We start from the raw sequence: 21,457 nt of genomic DNA, 5'->3' as shown, positions 1-21,457 counted from the left end.
TAATCAACGAAAATATGTTTTTAGAATTAACAGAAGATAATCTTCAGCAATATGTGGCCGATAACAACAAGGTGATGGTTCAGTATGCCGCATCCTGGTGTGGAAACTGCAGGATCATGAAGCCAAAGTTTAAAAAACTGGCAGCAGAAAATGAAGATGTAACCTTCCTTATTGTTGATGCTGAAAAACTTCCGGGTTCACGTAAACTGGCAAACGTTGATAATTTGCCAACTTTTGCGGCCTTTGAAGGCGGAGCCCTGGTTGATCAGGTTCAGACCAATAAGGCAGAAGTTTTAAATGAGTTATTTGATAAGATAAGATCATGAAGATACCAGTAATAAGACAGCTGTTTGAAAACAGCACGCCTGAAAATCTGGAAGCTACTTTAACGGTTTTAGAGGCTTATTGTGAGTTCAGGGGCGTAAATGAGCAGGAGATTGATGTGGCAGGAGAGCTGATCACCAATATCTGTGGCGCACTTGAGGTGCATGAGAGCGTAAAATCGGGAATGGCCGAAAGAGATGCACTGAATGCTTTTGGGCAGAAGGTAATGGGCTCTATCGATCGATAATTTAGCCTGTAACATATAAAAAAGGGAGGTTCCATTGGAACCTCCCTTTTTTATTATAAGCTGGCCACGGATCCTTTAAGCGAGGTTCCGTCCGGCATTTACAATACCATATACAGTTCTGATGGCCAGCTTTTCGTAAGATTGTTGTTCCTCAGCGGTGATTTCAGTTTGCAATCTTTCCAGGGCATAATGCTGGATCAATACCAATGGCAATACAATTTTCTCCCTTACGGCAATAGAGCGCTTCTCTACAGGATAATTTTCCATTAAAGTCTCATGACCCGAAAGCTTCAGCAGCATGCTTTTGGACAGCTCAAATTCATCGTGCAGCATTTTCCAGAAAGCCCCGTATTCTTTGTCGTTTGCAAAGTGGGCGGTGATGGCAAAATCGGACTTGCTCATAGACATCATACAATTGTCGATGATGGTTTTGAAATACCCTGATTCCTGATAGGTTTTTACCACCTTGTCCCAGTTGCCCAGTTTTTCCTGGTTCTTCAGGGCCGTGCCCATGCCATAAAAGCCAGGTATGTTTTGCTTTAACTGACTCCATGCGGTTACAAAGCTGATGGCCCTGAGGTCTTCCAGTTTTAAAGCCCCTCCGGAATTCCGTTTTACAGGCCTGCTGCTGATGGTAATTTTTGAAAGAAGGCTTAACGGAGAGAATTTTTCCAGATAGCTTAAAAATAAAGGATGTTTGCGCAGGTCTACAAAGGCTTCATAACTCTCTTTTGCCATTACATCCAGCAGTTCCTTGTGCAGCGGGTCGAGCAGGATGTTATGGGTTTCTTTGATGCCGGCAGATATTCCTGCATTGATCAGTTGCTCAATGTTGAACTCAGCACTATCGATAGATCCGTATTGTGAACTGATGGTTTGGCCTTGAATGGTAAGCTGGATGTTTTTGTTCGCAATCTCTTTACCCATCGAGGCATAAAAACGGTGTGTTTTGCCTCCGCCCCTTGAAGGCGGGCCCCCACGGCCGTCAAAAAAGGCAAGTTGTATGTTGTGTTTATTTGCCGTTTCTGTTAAAGCTACTTTTGCGTTAAAAATAGACCAGTTGGCCATCAGGTAACCTCCGTCTTTTGTACTGTCGGAGAAGCCCAGCATGATGTGTTGTTTATTGCCTCTTCTTTTCAGGTGTTTTTTGTAAAAAGGATGGGCGTACAGGGTTTCCATAATCCCTCCAGCATCGGCAAGATCATGTACAGTCTCAAAGAGGGGTACAAAATCTATGGAAAGGTCTGTCTCTTCCCAGCCGTTCCAAAGGAAAAGTTCCATCAGCTGCAGGATATCGCTGGCCTGCTGGCAATTGCTGATGATGAAACGGTGGCAGGCCAGTTCTCCGTTGCTTTCCTGGATCTGTTTGATCTCTGTAATGGTTTGCAGGGTATCATTGATCAGGGAATCTTTGTTTTCACTATAATTGATCCTCGCACTTTTAAAAGAAAGGGCCTTGATCTTTTCCGCTTCGGAAAGGCTGTCGTAGTTTTCAGGGAATAAAGAAATGATCGGTTTGCGCTGACGGCAGAAGGCATGTACATCCCTGAGCACACGGCTGTCCTGTCTGATGTCGAGAGAGGCAAAATGACTGCCATATAGCTCTACCTTACGGATGAGGTCTGAGGCAAGGTCTGCAAACAGGCCGTCGTGGTCGTCCATCAGTGTAGCCCGGATGTTATTGAGGTTTTCGATTAAAAAATCGGCAATGTTTTCCGTTTCTATATTGGGATCAAAGGCGTTTTTGTACAATACGTCCTGTACAATGGCAATATGTTCTTCTACACCACGGAAGGTAATGCGACGTTTCAGGTTCCTGAAATCGCGGTAATAACACCTGAACAGGATCTGTCTCAGCATTTTTGAAACCTGTATGGTAGAATCGGTATGTACATTTGGATTACCGTCACGGTCGCCACCAGGCCAGAAGCCCAGCTCGATGATCTTTTTAGATTCGAGGTTATAATCGTTAAGGCTTTTGTCTATTTCAGACTGTATGTTGGCTGCGGCAAAGTAAAATACATTTTCCAGGTACCAGGCCAGGCTTAGGGCCTCATCAACCGGAGTTGGTGATTTTTTATTGAAAAAAGGTGTTTTGCCCAATTGCTGCAACAACAGGTTTATGGTAGAGATGTCGTTGGTTTTAAGGGCCGTAGTGAGGTCTGTAATGATAGAAAGTACACTGCCAGGGTAAAACTGGGTGGGGTGTGCGGTGAGCACCAGGCGCAAAGAAAACTCGTCAATGAGTTTTTCGATCTTATCGTTCAGGGCTTTGTTGTCTATTCCCTTTTTAAGGTAAGACAGCAGGGCATTGTGCTCATCAGCGGCATTCAGTTTATTAAATGAAGCATCTTCTACCGCATCAAACAATACCACCTGACGTTCTATGTACTGGATAAAGCGGAACAGGAGGTCAATAATGTCTTTATTTGAGTTGTTTTGGGTATACTTCTTAAAAAAAGCATCAATAATAGTTGCCGGAGTCTGGTGGTTGTTTATGCCATCTTCACAGTATTTAATAAATAAGGGTAATAAGGTACCGGTATCTTTCACCTTGTAAAACGGAAGGGTAAGAAAAAGACTATTGTAAAGCTCGAACCGGGATACGACCTCATTGTTAAATATAGACTCTCTCTGACCTTTTGCTCGCTGTTTCTGCATCATAATTTAAACGAAATATTTTCGCGCTTAATTTACCACAAATCATCGAAATAACGGCTTAAACAGGGCAATAAATTTATTTTGATTTGTTTTTTTAAATCTTTAACTTAGATACATAAAGATTAAATAAATCTTAATTGTTATTTTTTTGGGGTAAAACAGCCGTCAGGATTTTTCTGACGGCTGTTTTTTTTTAATGCAGATCTGCCGGAACGGCAACGTTCTTTTTAAATTTCTGAAGATACAGGAGCGGGATAGAACACAAAAGGATCAGCCCGGCCACCCAGTACGCATCACTGTAAGTGAGCAGCAATGCCTGTTTGGTTACAGTGCCTTCTATAGCTTTTGTGGCCAGGGCCTTTGCATCCAGATAAGTATAGCCTTTGGCCATAAAATTTTGGATAAAGCCGTTAAAGCGGTCGGTAAAAGCCGGATTGTATTCGTTGATGTTGACCAGCAGATTGCTGCGGTGAAAACCCTGACGCACATGGATGAGGGTAGTTAAAGCGGCAATACCAAATGAACCACCCAACTGTCTCATCATGTTATTGAGGCCTGAACCCTGGCCAATTTCAGCCCCTTTAAGGTCCTGAATGGCCAAGGTGGTAAGCGGTACAAATAACAGGGCCATACCCACACCTCTGATCATCAGGGGCAGGAAGAAATCATTGGTGCCCGATTGCAGGGTGGACTTGCTGAGCATAGAGCAGAATACAAAAAAGAGGAACATCCCTATGGTTGCCATAAACTGGGCAGGAATGTTTTTCTTGAGCATAATTCCGATAAAAGGCATCATCACGATGGTACAGAGCCCCCCGGGAAAGAGCAGTTCTCCTGTCTGAAGCGGAGAGAAGCCCAGTAAATTCTGGCAGAATACAGGGAACACGAATACGGATCCGTATAAACCAAAGCCTAAAATAAATGAGGTGAACATCCCCACAGAAAAACTGCGGTGGCGCATGATCTTGAAGTTTACAATAGGGTGGTCTGTACTCAGCTCTCTCCAGATGAACAGGAGCAGGCCAAGTACCGAAGTTACGGCGAGCGCCGTGATGTAAGGCGTAGCAAACCAGTCCTCACTTTCCCCTTTTTCCAATACGGTCTGTAAGCTACCTACCGCAACGGCCAATAATACAATTCCCCACCAGTCGACCGGCATACCTTTGCCATCCTTCGGCGTTTCCCGTACAAACATATACGTACAGTACGCGGCGAGGATGCCGACGGGAATGTTTACATAAAATATAAGCGGCCAGGTGCTGATCTCGAGCAGGTAACCACCAATTGTGGGGCCAACAGTGGGGCCTACTACCGCACCCAAACCAAATAAAGCAGTTGCGATACCCACATCCTCGCGGGGCCAGGTTTCAATTAAGATGGCCTGGGCAGTTGAAATTAAACCCCCACCTGCAAGACCCTGCAAAATGCGGAAAGCGATCAGCTCTTCCAGGTTAGTTGCATTACCACAGAGAAAAGAGGCTACGGTGAACAGGACGATGGAAAACAGGAAATAGTTTTTTCGTCCGAAACGGCTGCCAAGCCAGCCGGACATCGGCAATACAATTACATTGGCAACTGCATAACCGGTAGACAACCAGGCCACATCTTCGAGTGTTGCGCCCAGGTTGCCCTGTATCTGAGGGATCGCCACGTTTACAATGGTGGTATCAATCAGCTCCAAAAGAGAAGCTGTGATCACTGTAAAGGTGATGATCCACTTTTTTAAACCTTTCTCGGCCATTGTTTAATCTTTTATAGAGACAGAAACCTTAACGCTCATTCCGGGGCGCAGTTTGGCAAGGATCTCTTTGGGGGCTTTGGTTATTTTTATTTTCACAGGTACACGCTGCACTACCTTTACAAAGTTTCCGGTAGCATTATCGGGTGGGAGCAATGAACCCTTTGCGCCGGTGATGGGCGCAAAATTGTACACTTCGCCCAATACCTCGTCGCTGGGATAGGCATCCACATCTATTTTAACTTTTGAGCCTGTTTTGATATCTTCCAGCTGGGTTTCTTTAAAGTTTGCGGTAATGTAGATGCTGTTGTCGTTTACAATGGAAAACAAAGCCTGTCCGGCTTGTACCAACTGCCCTTTCTGTACATTCTTTTTAGAAACGATGCCCGTTGCCGGAGCTTTGATCTCGGTGTACGACAGCTGCAGGCGTGCAAAATCGACATCGGCCTGGTGCTGGGTGACGGTATTGCTGCTTACTGCAAGCTGCGACTGGCTGGTGCCTACCTGTTTTACTGCCGCATTGTACTGATCGTTTGCAGCGGTAAAAGCAGCCTGCGCAGATTCTTTTTGTGCTTTGGCCTGATCAAATTGCTGCTGGGTTACAGAACCGTCTTTTACCAGGTTGGCATAGCGCTCATAATCTTTCTGGGCAAGGTTCAGCTTAACTTTGGCGGCCTCAATATTGGCTTTGGCCGTACTGGTATTTGCTGCTGTGGCAGCAATCTGCGATTCAGAAACACCAACACCTGCACTGGCCCCTTTTTGTCCGGCCAGGGCTTGTTCCAGTTTTAGCTTATAGTCACGGTCGTCCAGTTTAACCAGTACCTGTCCTTCGGTAACATGGGTGTTTTCTTCGAAGTTTATTTCCTGAACATAACCCCCAACGCGGGAAACTACCGGGCTGATGTCGCCATCGATCTGGGCATCGTCCGTATCTACATGTTTGCTGTAATAGAGGTATTCTTTGGTACCAAATATGGCGCCTAAAATGATCAGTACGCCCAATATGATAGGGATAACTTTATTCTTTTTTTTCTTTTCAGTTGTCATTGCCTGATTTGTTTTGGTGTTTATTGAGAAATTTTTCCGGTAGATTTTAGTAAAGTATAATAAGCCAGACCTGCATCGGCTTTAGCCAGTTCGAGGTTAATTTTAGCCTGATAAAGCAGGGTTTCGGCATCAATCCTGTCTATTGCCGAAGCGACATTGTTTTTATATTTTGAGGCCAGCAATTTGTCGTTTTCTGTAGCCTGGGCAATGGATGTTTCCAGTACCCTGATCTTATTTAGGGCCAGCTGGTAGCGCTGGTAATTGCTGTTGATCTCCGTTTTAACCTGGTCAGAAAGGATGTCTTTTTGTAGCTCTACCTCTTTTTGCTGAATTCTGGCATCGGTTACCTTGTGTTTGTTGGTCCACAGGTTACCAATATTCCAGGAGATGTTGGCCCCCAGGGTTACCGGCATAATGTACTGGTCTGTTGGCGGTACAAATTTGCCACTCGGGTTAATGTAATAGAGGTTAGCGCCTACCCCAACAGTAGGAAGGGTATTGGCTTTTACCGACTTGATATTGACATCGGCCACCTTGTTTTGAAGGTCCAGCTGTCTGAGTTCCTGTCTGCTGCCCAGGGCGAGGTCGATGTAACTGCTTAAAGGTCCGATGGCTTTTGCTGCGGCATCCGGATCGGCAATTTCGATCTGCGTATTTTCGTTTAATCCGAGTAAAATATCCAGGTTGTAGTTAATGATCTTGCGGTTGTTTTCTGCCTCCATATCGGTTAGCGAGATATTTGCCTGTTGCAGCTGGAACCTCAATACATCATTTTTGGTTACAATTCCCTGTTCAAAAAAGCGCTGCGCCTGTTTAAGCTGACTGTCGATAGACTCCAGGTTTTGTGCGATAACTTTTTTGCTTTGCATCACTTTAAACAAGGAATAATAGGTGTTGATGACAGCGTAGCTGATCTCTTCTTTGTTTTTATCCGCATCCAGGCGCGCCACATCGGAAAGCAGCCGGGTAGATTCTTCGGCATATTTCAATTTTCCGCCGCCATAAACCAGCTCTTCAACAGCAGCAGTACCGATAAAGGCATCTGCGCGCTTGGGCAGATGGATCGGGTTGCCGCCGCCAATGCTTAAGGTGTTGGTGGGGATTTCGGCATGGTTGTACAAAAACGATGCCTTTGCGCTTGGTAAAGCATTGTCTTTAACCATGTTTAACTGCGCAATGGCCTGCTCTACTTTATTTTGCGATAGTTTTAGATTTTTGCTGTTCTCTATCCCAAGGGCGATAGCCTCCTGCAAGCTTAATTTTTTTATGTCCTGGGCGTAGAGGATTCCCGGGATAATAAATGTTAAGAAGCTTAATCTGATTGATTTATGTATCATTTTTTGGTGTTAAATACGTGATGATGAGGTCTTTTAAATGGGTAATCAACCGTGCTGTGATCACTTTACGGTCTTCTTCGTTGTTAATGTCGAGCGTTGTTCCTGAAGTAATTTTAGACGGAGAGATGGCTACATTGCTGATGGTGCCCATTAAGGTAGCGATCAGCATCCTGACATCTACCTGCCGGAAACTTCCATCGGCAATGCCTTCATTAATAATCCTTTCGATGACAAACAAATTCTCGGCCATGGAGTTTTTTATTTTAAAAAACATTTCAGGGCGGTGTGGTAAAGAGAGTTCCCTGTGCATCATTTTATGCAGGCCATGATTGCAGAGGATCCTTGAGGCATAGCCTTCAATTACTTTAAGTAATTTTTCCATGCCCGATAACCTGTCCTGGGTAATGCTGGTAAGCTGGGTGTTAAAATCGGCTATCCTTTTGCTCATGATCTCCATGAATACCCCTTCCTTTGAGCCAAAGTAGTAATTGATCATGGCCATGTTGGCACCGGCCTCTTTTGCAATGTGACGTGTAGAAGTTGCCTCATAACCGAGTTCGGCAAACAGCTTTTCTGCTGCTTCCAGGATATTGGCCTTCTTGTCTATCTTTTCCATTTGAAAATTTGTGCTGACAAAATTAATCAATCGATTGATTAATTTAATAATTGCTCAGGATATTTTAAATAATTGACCAAAAGCTGACAAGTGTTTGCTATTTTTAATGTGCGCCAAGATTGGGGGCGATGAGGACCATTGTGGGTGGAAATATAAATTTAAGCTGATGAGAACTAATGTAATCAAGTTTTGTGCAGTATACGCTGGCCTGTTATTGCTTTCCTTTCGGGCCGACATTAAGTCGACTGAAACCAGGGCTGCCTGGCTGCGGATCAATCTGCTGGGCTATCAGCCGCAAGCCATAAAAGTGGCTGTTTGGGTAAGTCAGGATGAAACTGAGCTGCCGCAAAAGTTTGAAATTATAGAAAAGGAAAGCGGAAAAGTAGTCTATACCTCTGGAAACATTAAGCTTTTTGGTGCTTACGGACCTTTTAAAAGATCGGCCAGGTTAAACTTTAGTGATTTTACCCTTCCGGGACGCTACTTTATCAAAGCAGGAAGTGTGCAATCTCCTGAACTGATCATTGACAAGCATGTTTATAACCATACAGCCGATTTTGCCCTGAGGTATATGCGCCAGCAGCGAAGCGGGTATAACCCCTATCTGAAAGACAGCTGCCATACCCGGGATGGTTATACGATGTACGGGCCAATGCCCGACAGTACACATATAGATGTTAGCGGAGGCTGGCATGATGCCTCTGATTACCTGCAATATGCCACCACATCGGCCAATGCTACTTATCATTTGCTGGCCGCTTATCGTGATTTTCCAGGTGTTTTTACAGACCAGTACCTTGCCAATGGCCTTGAAGGTAAAAATGGCCGGGCAGACATACTGGATGAAGCCAGCTGGGGATTGCAGTGGTTACTGAAAATGCACCCCCGTAAGGATTGGATGTTTAATCAGATTGCAGACGACAGGGACCACCAGGGCTTGCGGCTGCCTACAAAAGACAATGTAGATTATGGGAAAGGAAGCGAGAGACCGGTTTATTTTGCCAATGGGAAACCGCAGGGCCTGGGTAAATATAAGAACAGGGCAACCGGAACGGCTTCAGTTGCCGGTAAATTTAGCAGTGCCTTTGCCTTGGGACAGCGACTATTTAGGGGAACAGACGCAGCATATGCCAAATTGCTGGGTGAAAAAGCCAGATCTGCCTATGCTTTTGGCTTAAAACAACCCGGGGTGCAGCAAACAGCGCCAAACCGGGCCCCATATTTTTATGAAGAGGACAATTGGACGGATGATATGGAGCTGGCTGCGGCAGAACTGTACCAGACTTTTGGTGGGAAAAAATATTTCCGGCAGGCAGCGGTTTATGCCAGGAAGGAGCCGGTGATCCCATGGATGGGTGCCGACACTGCCAGGCATTATCAATGGTACCCTTTTCATAATTTTGGACATTATGAAATTGCGAAAGCAAAACAGCAGGGAATTTCGGAACAGGCAACCGGTTATTACAGGGCGGGCCTGGAAAAGGTTTGGGACAAGGCCAGGAACAATGCTTTTTACAGAGGTGTTCCTTTTATCTGGTGTTCCAACAATTTGACGGCTTCTTTTGCCATTCAGGGATATCTGTATGGAAAGCTGAGCGGCGACCAGCAGTTTGAGGAGCTGGTGCAGGCCAATTTTGACTGGCTTTTTGGTTGCAACCCATGGGGTACCAGTATGGTATACGGCTTACCTGCCTGGGGCGATACCCCCAAAGACCCCCATTCGGCACTAACGCACCTGTATCAATATCCTGTTGACGGAGGTCTGGTTGATGGCCCCGTGTATGGGAGCATTTATAAAAACCTGATTGGTATTAAACTGGTACAGCCGGATGAATATGCTGGATTTCAATCCGGGTTGGTGGTTTACCATGATGATTTCGGTGATTACAGTACAAATGAGCCCACAATGGACGGTACAGCTTCGCTGATCTATTTACTGGCTGCTTTTGATAGCAGGACGAGCGGGAAATAAAAAAATAATTCAATATCTTTGAGGCCTAAGAATTCATGAGATGATTAAAGAAGAGAACAACAACACTTTTGATTGGGTTTATTACGTTTTAGGCCTGTTTTTTGGTATTTTAACTGCTGCAATTATATCCGGTAGCTTTGGCTGGTCTATCCTTGGAGGAGTTATAGGATTTATATTCGGTGCTGTTTTCTTAAACGGTATTGTTAAAGGACGTCAGTACTAGTTAATACTTATTACCTTAAAGGGATTGGTTTGATGAAAAGATTAAGTTTATTCGCAATACTTGCGATCTTTGCCTTAGCTGTTTACGGACAGGAACCTAAATTTGCACCTGTAGATGCCAGCCCCGCTGATATTGTATACTATCCTTTAAACGCGGCCAAAGTAAAAGACGGCTCAACGCCCCTGATCAAACTGATCTATTCCAGGCCTTCAAAGAAAGGAAGGGAAATTTTTGGTGTGCTGGAGCAGTTTGACAAGGTATGGCGTGTAGGTGCAAATGAATGTACAGAGATCAGGTTTTACACCCGGGCCAGCATTGGGGGCAAATATATAAAAGCAGGTACCTATAGCCTGTTTGCCATCCCTGCCCGGGATAAATGGACGCTGATCATCAACAGACAAACAGATCGCTGGGGCGCTTTTAGCTACAACCAGGACCAGGATGTGGTACGGGTTGAAGTGCCGGTTAAAACACTGGACAAACCGGTCGAGGTTTTGTCTGTCACCTTTACAGCCCAGCCACAAGGGGCCAATATGGTATTGGCCTGGGACCGTACGCAGGTTGAACTTCCTATTGCTATAAAGTAAAACTTAAACGGCAACCTTAATGGCTGCCGGCAATAAACTTTAAGCCTAAAATAGAGCCAATCAGCGTTGCAATAAAAAAGATCCTCCAAAAATTAACCGGTTCCTCAAAAAAGAAGATACCAACAAGGACAGTGCCTACTGCACCTATGCCTGTCCAAACGGCATAAGCAGTACCCATAGGTAATGTTTGTATGGCTTTGTTTAACAATAAAAAACTAAGGGAGATGCAAACAAAAAATGCAGCGCTCCATTTTATATTGCTAAAATTGTTTGACAGCTTTAAGCAGGTGGTAAAACCAACTTCAAAAAGACCTGCAATAACTAAAATGATCCAACTCATAATCTAAATATTTTCTGCAAAAATACCCCGAATTAAACAGGAAGTTTTTTACAAATGTTAAAAAATAAGGCTTCAGGTATTTTATCTTTACAAAAACAACCTGCACTTGCAAAATATTCTAAAAAAAATAAAAAGCATTTATCCCTTAAAAGAACAGCAACTAAATCAATTGCTGGAGCTGATGGAAAAGATAGAATTGCCCAAAGGCCGGCTGGTTATTCATACAGGTCGTGTCGAAAAGTCGGTTTTTTTTATTGAAAAGGGAATTGCCAGAGCTTTTTGTGAGGGCCCTGAAAGTCAGATCACCTTTTGGTTTGGGATGGAGGGAGACCTGTTGTTTTCTTACAACAGCTACATCAATGGGTTGCCGGGCTATGAGAGTATAGAGTTGCTGGAAAACAGTACATTGTATGAAATCAAGACAGCAGAACTGGAAGTTCTTTTTCAACAGGATGCTGCATTTGCGAACTGGGGAAGGAAGCTTGCCGAGCTGGAACTGATCAAATCGGAAGCTTGTTTTATAGGGCGGCTCTTTAAAACGGCATCCGAACGTTATGCTGAACTTTTGCGCGACAACCCGGCACTGATCCAAAGGATCCAGCTGGGATATATTGCTTCTTACCTTGGAGTAACCCAGGTAACTTTAAGCAGGATCAGGGCAGAGCTCAGGGCTTAAGCATTTTCCGATGTGAAACCGGCAATCCGGCTTAGAGGTAGCGGCTTTTAATGATTTGGGTATGGTGGATGATATGACCTGCAATGACGAAAAGTAAGGCCCTTACCGTAATCTGTCTTTCAGCGGCTGTTCCGCTCCTGTTCAGTTCAGGCTCCGTCAAAGAACCAAAGAGGTACAGACCCGATTTCCTTAACAAAGCGAATTCTTCCGAAAAACTCAGCAGGCTCCTGTCCTTAAAATGCGCATTGGCTACATAATCATCTTCTTCAAATCCGGGAAGCGCATGGTTTTCGGCACGTGCAAAACAAGTCAGACGGTAAGTAAGGATCCGCTCCGTATCAATAATATGGCCAATGAGCTCCTTAATGGTCCATTTTCCAGGGGCATAGGCGTAATCTGCTTTTTCGACCAGACTGTTTATAAAATCCGGGAAATCTGAAGCCTGTTTTTTAAGGACTTCCAATGCATCCCCTTCTACCAGGCTGATGTATTTTTCACCCCATGCGGGATACTCATGTATTTGAGGTCGGTTCATAGGTAATGCTACTTTTTAAAATGATACGAAAGGTTGTGCCTTTGCCCAGTTCGGAATCTTTGACAAAGATCTGTCCGTTGTGGTAATTTTCAATGATCCGTTTGGTAAGCGAGAGGCCCAGTCCCCAGCCACGTTTTCGTGTGGTATAACCAGGCTGAAATACAGCATCAAACTTTGAGCGTGCAATGCCTTTGCCGGTATCGGTCACGTCTATGAATACTTCCTCCTTGGTTAAGTTTTCTATGATGTTAATGGTAATGTTGCCTTCGTTCTCGATGGCATTGGCGGCATTTTTAAGCAGGTTTTCTATAACCCAGTCGAAAAGCGGAACATTGAGCAAAGCGCGTACCTGCTCGTCGCCAATAATGCTGAACACGATCTTGTCTGAGGTGCGGAGTTTAAAATACTCCATGAAGTTATAAATGACAGTATATACCACATGGTCTTCCACAATAGGTTTGGAGCCGATTTTGGAAAAACGGTCGGTAATCACTTCGAGCCGTTTGATGTCGTTTTCCATTTCGGCAATTAAGGGGTCATCTTCTGCATCGAAGCGCGACTTGATCAGTTCAACCCAGGCCATGAGTGATGAGATGGGCGTGCCCAGCTGATGTGCGGTTTCTTTGGCCATCCCTACCCATACCTGGTCCTGTTCTGCTTTGCGGGCCGAACTGAAAGCAATATATGCTGTAAGTAAAAACAGGCCGATTACGGCAAGCTGGATGTAAGGGAAATACCGGAGCTGGGTTAAGGTTGCGGAGTCTTTATGATAAATATACCAACGCGTATCATCGCCCCCTAAAATGGGTGTTGCGGGGTGTTGCTTCTTCATTTTCCTGAGTTCCCTGGCAAAATAAGCAGGGTCGTAATTGACGTTGGCCTTTTTTTCCAGATCGTAATTGGTCTTGGTAGAATCAAGCCCCTGGTAACTGATGATGTCCCCTTTCGAATCCGTCATGATGACGGGCAGTTTGGTATTTGTTCTGATCAGGTCGATCAGACCGGTATAACGGTCGTCGTCGTACATGGCCAGGGTTTGTTCAGTTACCTTTACATACAGCTGGAACTGCAGCTGCTCTTCCCTTTCCATTTTTTTAACAAAGAAATCGCTGTAAAAGACAGAAGCTGTGCCTATAACAATGGCAAAGATCAGTAAGAAGAATTTCCAGCGGCGCTTTTTCTCGTACGGGTTCATAGATTATAAGGGCAAATTACAAAATAGCATTTAAAAATGCAGGATTAAGCAATTAAATAATCGGGCAATAGGTGTAAAGCACCTGCAAAGCAGAAAAAGGCTGACATGCTATTTACTTTATTTTGATAATTACTGGTTTTTAACCTGCTTGAGCAAGAGGATAGCAAGAGAATAGCAAGAGGAAAGCAGGAGAAAAGCAAGACAAATATACAACCGTACTGATACTAAACAGCCTGCTTTTTTAATGTTGGAACACATCAGATCAATGGGCTGGCAAACGCGTAAAAAATATATCTTTGCAGAAGTAATTATGGAAAAGAAAGTAAGAGTAAGATTTGCCCCCAGCCCAACAGGGGGATTGCATTTGGGTGGTGTACGCACTGCTTTATTCAATTATCTGTTTGCCAAAAAACACAATGGCACGTTTATTTTACGGGTTGAGGATACAGACCAGACCCGTTTTGTAGCCGGTGCGGAAGAATACATTACTTCCTGCCTGGATTGGTGTGGCTTAACACCCGACGAAAGTCCGGAACAAGGTGGGGCGTTCGGGCCTTATCGCCAAAGCGAAAGAAAATCTACTTATAAACAATACGCAGATCAGCTGATTGCAGATGGCTTTGCTTATTATGCTTTTGATACTCCTGAAGAACTGGAGGCAAAGCGCAAAGCGGTGCCGAATTTTACCTATGGCCTGGCCAACAGGTTGGAAATGAGGAATTCCCTGAGCCTGACAGCAGAAGAGGTAAATGTGCTGCTTGCAAATCATACCCCTTATGTTGTACGGATTAAAATGCCTGCAGATGAACTGGTTTCTTTTACAGACCTGATAAGAGGATATGTTAGTTTTGATACCAATTTAGTTGACGACAAAGTTTTACTGAAGGCAGATGGTATGCCGACCTATCATCTGGCGGTTGTGGCAGACGACAGGGCAATGGAGATCAGCCATGTTTTCAGGGGTGAAGAATGGCTCCCATCGGCACCCATCCATATTTTATTGTGGCGGTATTTAGGCTGGGAGACTGAAATGCCGCAATGGGTGCACCTGCCCTTGATCTTAAAGCCGGATGGTAATGGTAAATTAAGCAAAAGGGATGGCGACAGGCTGGGCTTTCCGGTATATGCACAAAACTGGACAGACCCCAAAACAGGCGATCTGACTAGAGGCTTTAAGGAACTTGGCTTTATGCCGGAAGCATTTGTTAACCTGCTGGCCATGCTGGGCTGGAATGATGGAACAGACCAGGAGTTGTTCACTTTAGCGGAATTGATTGATAAATTTTCTGTGGAGCGGATCAGCAAGGCCGGGGCTAAATTTGATTTTGAGAAAGCAAAATGGTATAACCACGAATGGATCAAAAATGCGACAGCAAAAAAGCTGCTCCCTTTTGTGAAAGATTCCTTTACTGCCGAGGGCATGGTGCTGAATGATGATGTAAGATTGGAACAGGTCATTGACCTAATTAAAGATCGCTGTAATCTGCTAACTGATTTTGTACCACAAAGCAGCTATTTTTTTATTGCACCCGAAGTTTATGACCTGGCTTCGGTGAAGCCAAAATGGACACCGGAAAAGGCGGCTTTTTTTGAAGCTTATACCCTGGACGTAAAAGATGGACCGGCTGCAGCGGAACTGGAAGAAAAGTTTAAAGAACTTGCCGGAGCGCATAATTTTAAACCGGGAGAACTGATGCTCCCTTTAAGGATTATGCTGGTAGGCGGAAAATTTGGACCTGGGGTTTTTGATATTGCAGTAAACCTTGGCGCAGCAGAAACCATCAAAAGAATCCATAAAGCGATAGCCGCGTTTAATTAATCTGCATTTTCTTTTATTTTTGGTATAACAATTGTCGCAATTTTTATAAACAAAACTAAAAAAATTGATATGCAGTGGTTCGGTAAAGGAAGTGGTAATATTGACGACAGAAGAGGGATGAGCGGAGGCGCAAAACTCGGGGGTGGTGTTGGTATTATCATTATTGTTTTAGGTTTACTTTTTGGTAAAGACCTTACAGGAGTAGTTAGTCAGTTGCCTGTTGGAGAGGTAACACAAACAGAGGGCAAGACCGGCGATCCTACGGACGCAGAGGGTAAATTTGTTGACGGCGTGCTGGAGTCGACCAACCAGGTTTGGGAAAAGCAGTTTGAAACCATGGGTCAGCAATATGAAAAACCCAGGATGGTGCTGTTTTCCAATATGGTACAATCCGCCTGTGGAAATGCGAGTTCGGCTGTAGGCCCTTTTTACTGTCCCGCAGACCATAAAGTATACATAGATCTAACATTTTATCAGGATTTAAAGGACCGTTTTGGTGCCGCAGGAGATTTTGCTCAGGCCTATGTGATTGCACATGAGGTTGGGCATCATGTACAGAACCTGCTGGGGATTTCTGACAAACTTCAGCAGGCCAGGGGCCGTGTAAGTGAAAAGGAGTACAACCGCCTGTCTGTTAAACTGGAATTACAGGCAGATTTTTTTGCAGGGCTTTGGGCCCATCAGGCACAGAATTTAAAAGATTTTAAACTGGAAGAAGGCGATATTGAAGAGGCTTTGACGGCTGCCAATGCCATTGGCGACGATAAGCTTCAGAAACAGGCACAGGGAGAGGTGGTGCCAGATGCATTTACCCATGGTACATCGGCACAACGGATGTACTGGTTTAAAAAAGGCTTTGATACCGGAGACATAAGGCAGGGTGATACCTTTAATTCCAGTAGTCTGTGATGTTTCTGCAACAAAATGGTTATATATAAGTTTAAACTTATAAACTTGTATAAATTAATGTTTAACAATTACACAAGATGCTAAAAGCCTTATTTATTTTTAATAATGATATTAATAGTAGATGATACCCCCGAGAACCTGATTTCATTAAAGAAGGTTCTGGAGAGACATAACTTTGAAGTTGATACTGCATCATCAGGCGAAGAAGCCTTAAAAAAAGTACTTAAAAATGAATATGTACTGATCATTCTGGATGTTCAGATGCCCGGAATGGATGGCTTTGAAGTAGCAGAAGCAATTTCTGGCTATAGCAAGGCGAAAGAAACAGCGATCATCTTTTTATCTGCAGCAAATACAGAGCTTAAATTTATTACCAAGGGCTATTCATCAGGTGGACTGGATTACATTACCAAGCCTGTAGATATGGGGGTTTTACTGTTAAAAGTGAAAACATTTTACCGGATTTATGAACAGAGCCGGAAACTGATAGAAATACAAAAAGCCTTGCTGGATGAAATTGAGTTCAGAAAAATGGCAGAAAGGAAAAAGGATGAATTTATCAGCATTGCGAGCCACGAATTAAAAACCCCGCTTACCAGTGTTAAAGGTTATGTGCAGTTGCTGGGCAGGAGCGTAGATAAGGGAGATATCCCTACGGTAAAAAAACACCTGGCCAAGGCGCAGGTACAGCTGGAAAAGTTAAATGAGCTGATTGCAGATTTGCTGGACATTTCAAAAATAGAAAGCGGAAAATTAAAGTTCAACAAAAAGTATTTTGTACTTGATGCCTTGCTTGACGGGGTATTGGAAGTGATTCATCAGGCGAACCCGACCTTCAACATCATCAGAAAGGGGAATGCCCCACAAGAAATTTATGCAGATGAAATGCGCATTGAACAGGTAATTGTTAATTTTTTAACCAATGCCATAAAATATTCGCCGGGAACAAATGAGATAGAAGTTAATGTGAAGGTGGGAGAAGGCCAATTGTACCTTGGTGTCCGTGATTTTGGGATAGGTATAGCACCTGAACTACAAAAAAATGTATTTGAGAAATTTTATAGGGTAGAAGAAACAGCAATTCATTTTCAGGGGCTGGGTATAGGCTTATATATTTCGGCCGAAATTATTAACAGGCATGGAGGAGAGGTAGGGGTGAAGAGCAAGCCCGGAGAGGGATCGGAGTTTTATTTTACCCTGCCGTTAAATGCTGTTCCTGAAGCAGATTAAAAAGGAATTTTATGAGTAAAAGAACGATTAAAAATAATCTGAGGATCGGTTTGGGGCTATCCCTGCTGATCCTGTTTATCACTTCCCTGGCTTCTTATTTAAGTATAAAGAACCTGATCGGCAGTGCCGACCTTGTGCAGCACAGCAATGATGTGATGACCAATCTGGATGGGGTGATCTCGGTATTGAAAGATGCGGAAACCGGGCAGCGGGGCTACCTGCTTACAGGAGATAAAGACTTTCTGGAGCCCTATAACGGAGCCGAACAGCAAGCAATTGCTTTGCTGGATGAGGTAGCTGCTGAAACCAAAGACAATCCGGTTCAGCAAAGGAACGTAAAAAAATTGCGGGAGGTGATTACAGGCAGGTTGCAGATATTAAAAAAAACAGTGGCGATAAAAAGCAGGGGTGGAAATGTAAGTGTTGGTGAGCTGATCAATGGTAAGACCTATATGGATTCGGCCCGCGATCTCATCAGGGTAATGCAGGCCGAAGAGAAAAGATTGCTGGAGCTCAGGACTGCCGATTTGAACAAGCTGGCAGGTTATACGCCTTCATTGATTGTGCTGGCCGCTTTTTTAGCTATTCTGATTACTTTCTTTTTTTACCGGAAAGTTTCGGCTGATTTTAATACCCGGACAAGGTTGCAGCAGGAGCTACAGGATAAAAATGATGAAATAGACAACAGGATAGAGGTGATACAAGGCATTGCGGCTCAGATCTCGAGCGGTGATTACCGGATCAGGCTTGATGAGGAGGAAAAAGATGGGCTGGGCAGTCTGGCCGGATCATTAAATGCCATGGCTGAGTCTTTGCAGTACTCTTTTTCTTTGCTGGCAGATAAAGAGTGGTTACAATCGGGGATCGCTACCCTGAATGATAAAATGGTGGGAGAAAAAAGCGTAAAAGAGCTTACTCACGATATTCTGGAAAGTATTGCGGGGCTTACCCATAGTCAGGTAGGGGCATTTTATCTGCTTGAAGAGGATGAAAGGCTATATCTTACCGGGGGATATGCACTGATGGAAGACCAGAAAAAGAAAAGTCTGAGCCTGGGTGAGGGTTTAATCGGACAGGTTGCACAATCGGGCAGGCAAATCTTAATCAACGATATTGCTGAAGATGGGCTGACGATCAGCTATGCGACCGGCCATACCAAGCCACGCAATGTGGTTGCTGTTCCGGTTTTTAGAGATGGGGTGGTTGTTGGGGCAATGGAGTTTGGCGCTTTACAAAGTTATACCCCTTTGCAGCTCGACTTTTTAAACAGCATTTCAACCAATATTGGTATTGCCATCCATGTTTCCCAGAACCGTAAGAAGTTGCAGGAGTTTTTGGAGGAAACACAGGCACAGGCCGAAGAATTACAGGCGCAGCATAGAGAGCTGGAAGGCCTGAATGCGGAACTGGAAGCACAAACCCAAAGGATCCAGACTTCGGAAGAAGAATTAAGGGTACAGCAGGAGGAACTTTTACAAAGCAACCAGGAACTGGAAGAGCGAACAAGTTTACTGGAAGAAAAGAACCAGCTGATACAGGAGCGGAACCTGGATATACAGCACAAGGCCGAACAGCTGGAACAGAGTACCAAGTACAAGTCGGAATTCCTGGCCAATATGTCACACGAGCTCCGCACGCCATTAAATTCCATCCTGTTGCTGTCGAAGCTGATGTCTGAAAACAAGGAACTGGATAAGGAATATATTGAATATGCGGAGGTGATACAAAGCTCCGGACAGGGACTTCTGGGCCTGATTGATGAAATCCTTGACCTGTCTAAAATTGAGGCGGGTAAAATGAAGCTGGAATTTACTGATGTCAATATTACAGAGGTGGCAACAGATATGCGTTCGCTGTTTAGTCCGCTTGCAAAAAATAAAAACCTGGATCTGGTGATTGATGTTGAAAGTGACATTTCAGGGATCAATACGGACAGGATGAGGCTGGAGCAGATTTTAAAAAACCTGCTTTCCAATGCGATTAAGTTCACCTCAACAGGAAAAGTTGCTTTAACAGTGAAGCAGGACGATGCTGGTAAGGCCATTTTATTTAAAGTGACAGATACCGGTATTGGTATTCCGCTGGATAAACAGGGACTGATCTTTGAGGCTTTTCAGCAGGCGGATGGATCAACGCGCCGTAAATTTGGCGGAACTGGTCTGGGCCTGTCCATCAGCAGGGAGCTATCCAAGCTTTTGGGGGGCGAGATAGAGCTGACAAGCAAGGAAAATGTAGGCAGTGAGTTTACCCTTGCTTTACCGGTAGACCGGAAGACGATTGTGCAGGTTGAGACAGGGCAGGATGTTATAGCCTCGCCCCTTTATATAGACCGAGGAGAACTTGTTGCAGCAGAGCGGTTTACTGTAGATCATATTCCGCAGGAGATTGAGGATGACCGGAACGACATTAAGCCGGATGACAGGGTAATCCTGATTATTGAAGACGACACTAATTTTGCAAAAACACTGCTGCGCTTTACGCGTAAGCGGAATTATAAAGGTATCGTTGCGGTCCGGGGAGATGCAGGAATAGAGCTGGCCAATCATTACCGGCCATTGGCTATACTGCTGGATATACAGCTTCCTGTAAAGGATGGCTGGCAGGTGATGGAGGAATTGAAATCTAACCCTTTGACAAGGCCAATACCTGTTCACATCATGTCTTCCCTGGAAGTAAAAAAAGAGAGTTTGTTGAAGGGGGCTGTCGATTTTATCAATAAACCTGTTGCTCTGGAACAGATGCAGCAGATTTTTCAAAAGCTGGAGCTGGCCTTGAGTCGCCATCCTAAAAAGGTGCTGATCGTTGAGGAAAATAAGCAGCATGCAGAGGCTTTGAGTTATTTCCTGAGCAATTACAACATTCAGACAGAGGTAGCAGACAATGTAACACAAAGCATTGGCGCATTAAACAAACAGGAAGTAGACTGTGTGATCCTGGATATGGGTATTCCTGACAAGAGTGCTTATGAAACCCTGGATACCATAAAGAAAAGCAAGGGGCTGGAAAACCTGCCCATTATTATTTTTACCGGTAAAAACCTTTCGAAAGGAGAGGAAAGCCGCATTAAGCAGTATGCAGATTCTATTGTTGTAAAAACAGCACATTCTTATCAGCGTATCCTGGATGAGGCGGCCTTGTTTCTTCACCTGGTAGAAGAGAAAGAAGGTGATGGGAAACAGAAAAAAAACCCATCTGAGAAGCTGGGCGGTTTATATGAAGTACTGCACCATAAAACCGTGTTGATTGCCGATGACGATGTGCGCAATATCTTTTCCCTTACCAAAGCGCTGGAACAGCATAAAATGAAAGTACTGGCTGCGACAGATGGTAAAGAGGCACTGCAAACGCTTAAAGACAACCCTTTGGTGGATATTGTGCTGATGGATATGATGATGCCTGAAATGGACGGATATGAGACTACAAAGGAAATCAGAAAGATTGCAGCATACAAACAATTGCCTGTTTTGGCTGTTACAGCAAAAGCAATGATGGGCGACAGGGAGAAATGTATTGCTGCCGGAGCTTCAGATTATATTTCCAAACCGGTTGACATTGATCAGCTGATCTCATTGCTAAGGGTGTGGCTTTACGATAGGGTGTAATTTAGTAACCATGTTTTAAAATATATGGCAGTTAATAAAATATTGATAGTAGATGATGACAGCAGGAATATCTTTGCCTTAACGGCAGTATTGAAAGCTAAAGGTTATAAATGTATGTCTGCTATAGGCGGGCAGGAAGGACTTGACATCCTGGAACAGGATAAAGACATTACGGTAGTACTGATGGACATGATGATGCCGGGAATGGATGGTTATGAAGCGATGCACAGGATGAGTAAGGACCCTTCATTAAAAGATATCCCCGTGATTGCGGTTACGGCCCAGGCAATGATGGGCGATAGGGAAAGGTGCTTAAATGCAGGAGCTGTGGGTTATATTTCCAAGCCGATAAATGTTGATGAATTAACCCGCTTGCTAAACGATTATATTTAACGG

The 21,457-nt window shown here is 44.2% G+C and carries 19 protein-coding genes; 11 read left to right on the top strand and 8 right to left on the bottom strand.

Translation table 11 applies throughout. The annotated features are described in order from the left end of the window. Positions 1-14: 14 nt before the first annotated feature. Positions 15-326, top strand: a complete 312-nt coding sequence (locus PHEP_RS21270; protein WP_015810063.1) for a thioredoxin family protein — start codon at positions 15-17, stop codon at positions 324-326. Continuing rightward, positions 323-571 carry a DUF6952 family protein gene (locus PHEP_RS21265; RefSeq protein ID WP_015810062.1) on the top strand — a complete coding sequence of 83 codons (249 nt, stop codon included), beginning with the start codon at positions 323-325 and terminating at the stop codon, positions 569-571. Before PHEP_RS21270 ends, PHEP_RS21265 begins: the two co-directional genes overlap by 4 nt. A gap of 75 nt (positions 572-646) precedes the next feature. Here the strand turns inward: PHEP_RS21265 and PHEP_RS21260 are convergent, their stop codons facing one another. The 5 genes from PHEP_RS21260 to PHEP_RS21240 form a co-directional block, all read right to left on the bottom strand. Continuing rightward, complete coding sequence (locus tag PHEP_RS21260; RefSeq protein ID WP_015810061.1) at positions 647-3,235, bottom strand: phosphoenolpyruvate carboxylase; 2,589 nt, start codon at positions 3,233-3,235, stop codon at positions 647-649. Between the two features lie 190 nt (positions 3,236-3,425). After that, a complete protein-coding gene (locus tag PHEP_RS21255) occupies positions 3,426-4,973 on the bottom strand; it encodes a DHA2 family efflux MFS transporter permease subunit (RefSeq protein WP_015810060.1) in 1,548 nt (515 codons plus the stop codon). 3 nt (positions 4,974-4,976) lie between these two features. Next, complete coding sequence (locus PHEP_RS21250) at positions 4,977-6,020, bottom strand: HlyD family secretion protein (protein ID WP_015810059.1); 1,044 nt, start codon at positions 6,018-6,020, stop codon at positions 4,977-4,979. A gap of 20 nt (positions 6,021-6,040) precedes the next feature. Beyond that, complete coding sequence (locus tag PHEP_RS21245; protein ID WP_015810058.1) at positions 6,041-7,357, bottom strand: TolC family protein; 1,317 nt, start codon at positions 7,355-7,357, stop codon at positions 6,041-6,043. Next, a complete protein-coding gene (locus tag PHEP_RS21240) occupies positions 7,347-7,973 on the bottom strand; it encodes a TetR/AcrR family transcriptional regulator (RefSeq protein ID WP_015810057.1) in 627 nt (208 codons plus the stop codon). Before PHEP_RS21240 ends, PHEP_RS21245 begins: the two co-directional genes overlap by 11 nt. Before the next feature lie 166 nt (positions 7,974-8,139). Here PHEP_RS21240 and PHEP_RS21235 point away from each other — a divergent pair, with 166 nt between their 5' ends. Genes PHEP_RS21235 through PHEP_RS21225 form a run of 3 tightly spaced genes read left to right on the top strand, consistent with a single transcriptional unit; the run spans position 8,140 to position 10,755 of the window. Next, positions 8,140-9,945: a glycoside hydrolase family 9 protein gene (locus tag PHEP_RS21235; RefSeq protein ID WP_187290732.1), complete on the top strand. Its 1,806-nt coding sequence runs from the start codon at positions 8,140-8,142 to the stop codon at positions 9,943-9,945. A 40-nt stretch (positions 9,946-9,985) separates the two neighbouring features. After that, positions 9,986-10,168, top strand: coding sequence for a hypothetical protein (locus PHEP_RS21230; RefSeq protein WP_015810055.1), 183 nt, complete (start codon positions 9,986-9,988; stop codon positions 10,166-10,168). A gap of 32 nt (positions 10,169-10,200) precedes the next feature. Further along, positions 10,201-10,755, top strand: a complete 555-nt coding sequence (locus PHEP_RS21225; RefSeq protein ID WP_015810054.1) for a DUF2911 domain-containing protein — start codon at positions 10,201-10,203, stop codon at positions 10,753-10,755. Between the two features lie 16 nt (positions 10,756-10,771). On the opposite strand, the gene PHEP_RS21220 is transcribed toward PHEP_RS21225, so the two are convergent. Next, on the bottom strand, positions 10,772-11,095 hold the full coding sequence (locus PHEP_RS21220) for a DMT family transporter (protein ID WP_015810053.1): 324 nt from the start codon (positions 11,093-11,095) through the stop codon (positions 10,772-10,774). Positions 11,096-11,201: 106 nt separating this feature from the next. Between PHEP_RS21220 and PHEP_RS21215 the strand changes: the two genes are divergently transcribed. Next, positions 11,202-11,771: a Crp/Fnr family transcriptional regulator gene (locus PHEP_RS21215; RefSeq protein ID WP_015810052.1), complete on the top strand. Its 570-nt coding sequence runs from the start codon at positions 11,202-11,204 to the stop codon at positions 11,769-11,771. A 31-nt stretch (positions 11,772-11,802) separates the two neighbouring features. Here the strand turns inward: PHEP_RS21215 and PHEP_RS21210 are convergent, their stop codons facing one another. Then, a complete protein-coding gene (locus PHEP_RS21210; RefSeq protein WP_015810051.1) occupies positions 11,803-12,306 on the bottom strand; it encodes a DinB family protein in 504 nt (167 codons plus the stop codon). Beyond that, positions 12,284-13,501: a sensor histidine kinase gene (locus PHEP_RS21205; RefSeq protein WP_015810050.1), complete on the bottom strand. Its 1,218-nt coding sequence runs from the start codon at positions 13,499-13,501 to the stop codon at positions 12,284-12,286. Before PHEP_RS21205 ends, PHEP_RS21210 begins: the two co-directional genes overlap by 23 nt. A gap of 310 nt (positions 13,502-13,811) precedes the next feature. Here PHEP_RS21205 and gltX point away from each other — a divergent pair, with 310 nt between their 5' ends. The 5 genes from gltX (at position 13,812) to PHEP_RS21180 (ending at position 21,454) form a co-directional block, all read left to right on the top strand. Continuing rightward, positions 13,812-15,320, top strand: a complete 1,509-nt coding sequence (gltX, locus tag PHEP_RS21200) for a glutamate--tRNA ligase (protein ID WP_015810049.1) — start codon at positions 13,812-13,814, stop codon at positions 15,318-15,320. A gap of 69 nt (positions 15,321-15,389) precedes the next feature. Next, the gene (gene ypfJ / locus PHEP_RS21195) at positions 15,390-16,229 is read left to right on the top strand and encodes a KPN_02809 family neutral zinc metallopeptidase (RefSeq protein ID WP_015810048.1); all 840 of its coding nucleotides are present in this window, start codon (positions 15,390-15,392) and stop codon (positions 16,227-16,229) included. Positions 16,230-16,334: 105 nt separating this feature from the next. After that, positions 16,335-17,459, top strand: a complete 1,125-nt coding sequence (locus PHEP_RS21190; protein WP_015810047.1) for a hybrid sensor histidine kinase/response regulator — start codon at positions 16,335-16,337, stop codon at positions 17,457-17,459. Between the two features lie 11 nt (positions 17,460-17,470). After that, the gene (locus PHEP_RS21185) at positions 17,471-21,061 is read left to right on the top strand and encodes a response regulator (protein ID WP_015810046.1); all 3,591 of its coding nucleotides are present in this window, start codon (positions 17,471-17,473) and stop codon (positions 21,059-21,061) included. 24 nt (positions 21,062-21,085) lie between these two features. After that, on the top strand, positions 21,086-21,454 hold the full coding sequence (locus PHEP_RS21180; RefSeq protein ID WP_015810045.1) for a response regulator: 369 nt from the start codon (positions 21,086-21,088) through the stop codon (positions 21,452-21,454). Positions 21,455-21,457 lie beyond the last annotated feature (3 nt).

Source organism: Pedobacter heparinus DSM 2366, assembly GCF_000023825.1.
GTDB lineage: Bacteria > Bacteroidota > Bacteroidia > Sphingobacteriales > Sphingobacteriaceae > Pedobacter > Pedobacter heparinus.
This window is presented reverse-complemented; position numbering and strand designations above follow the sequence as displayed.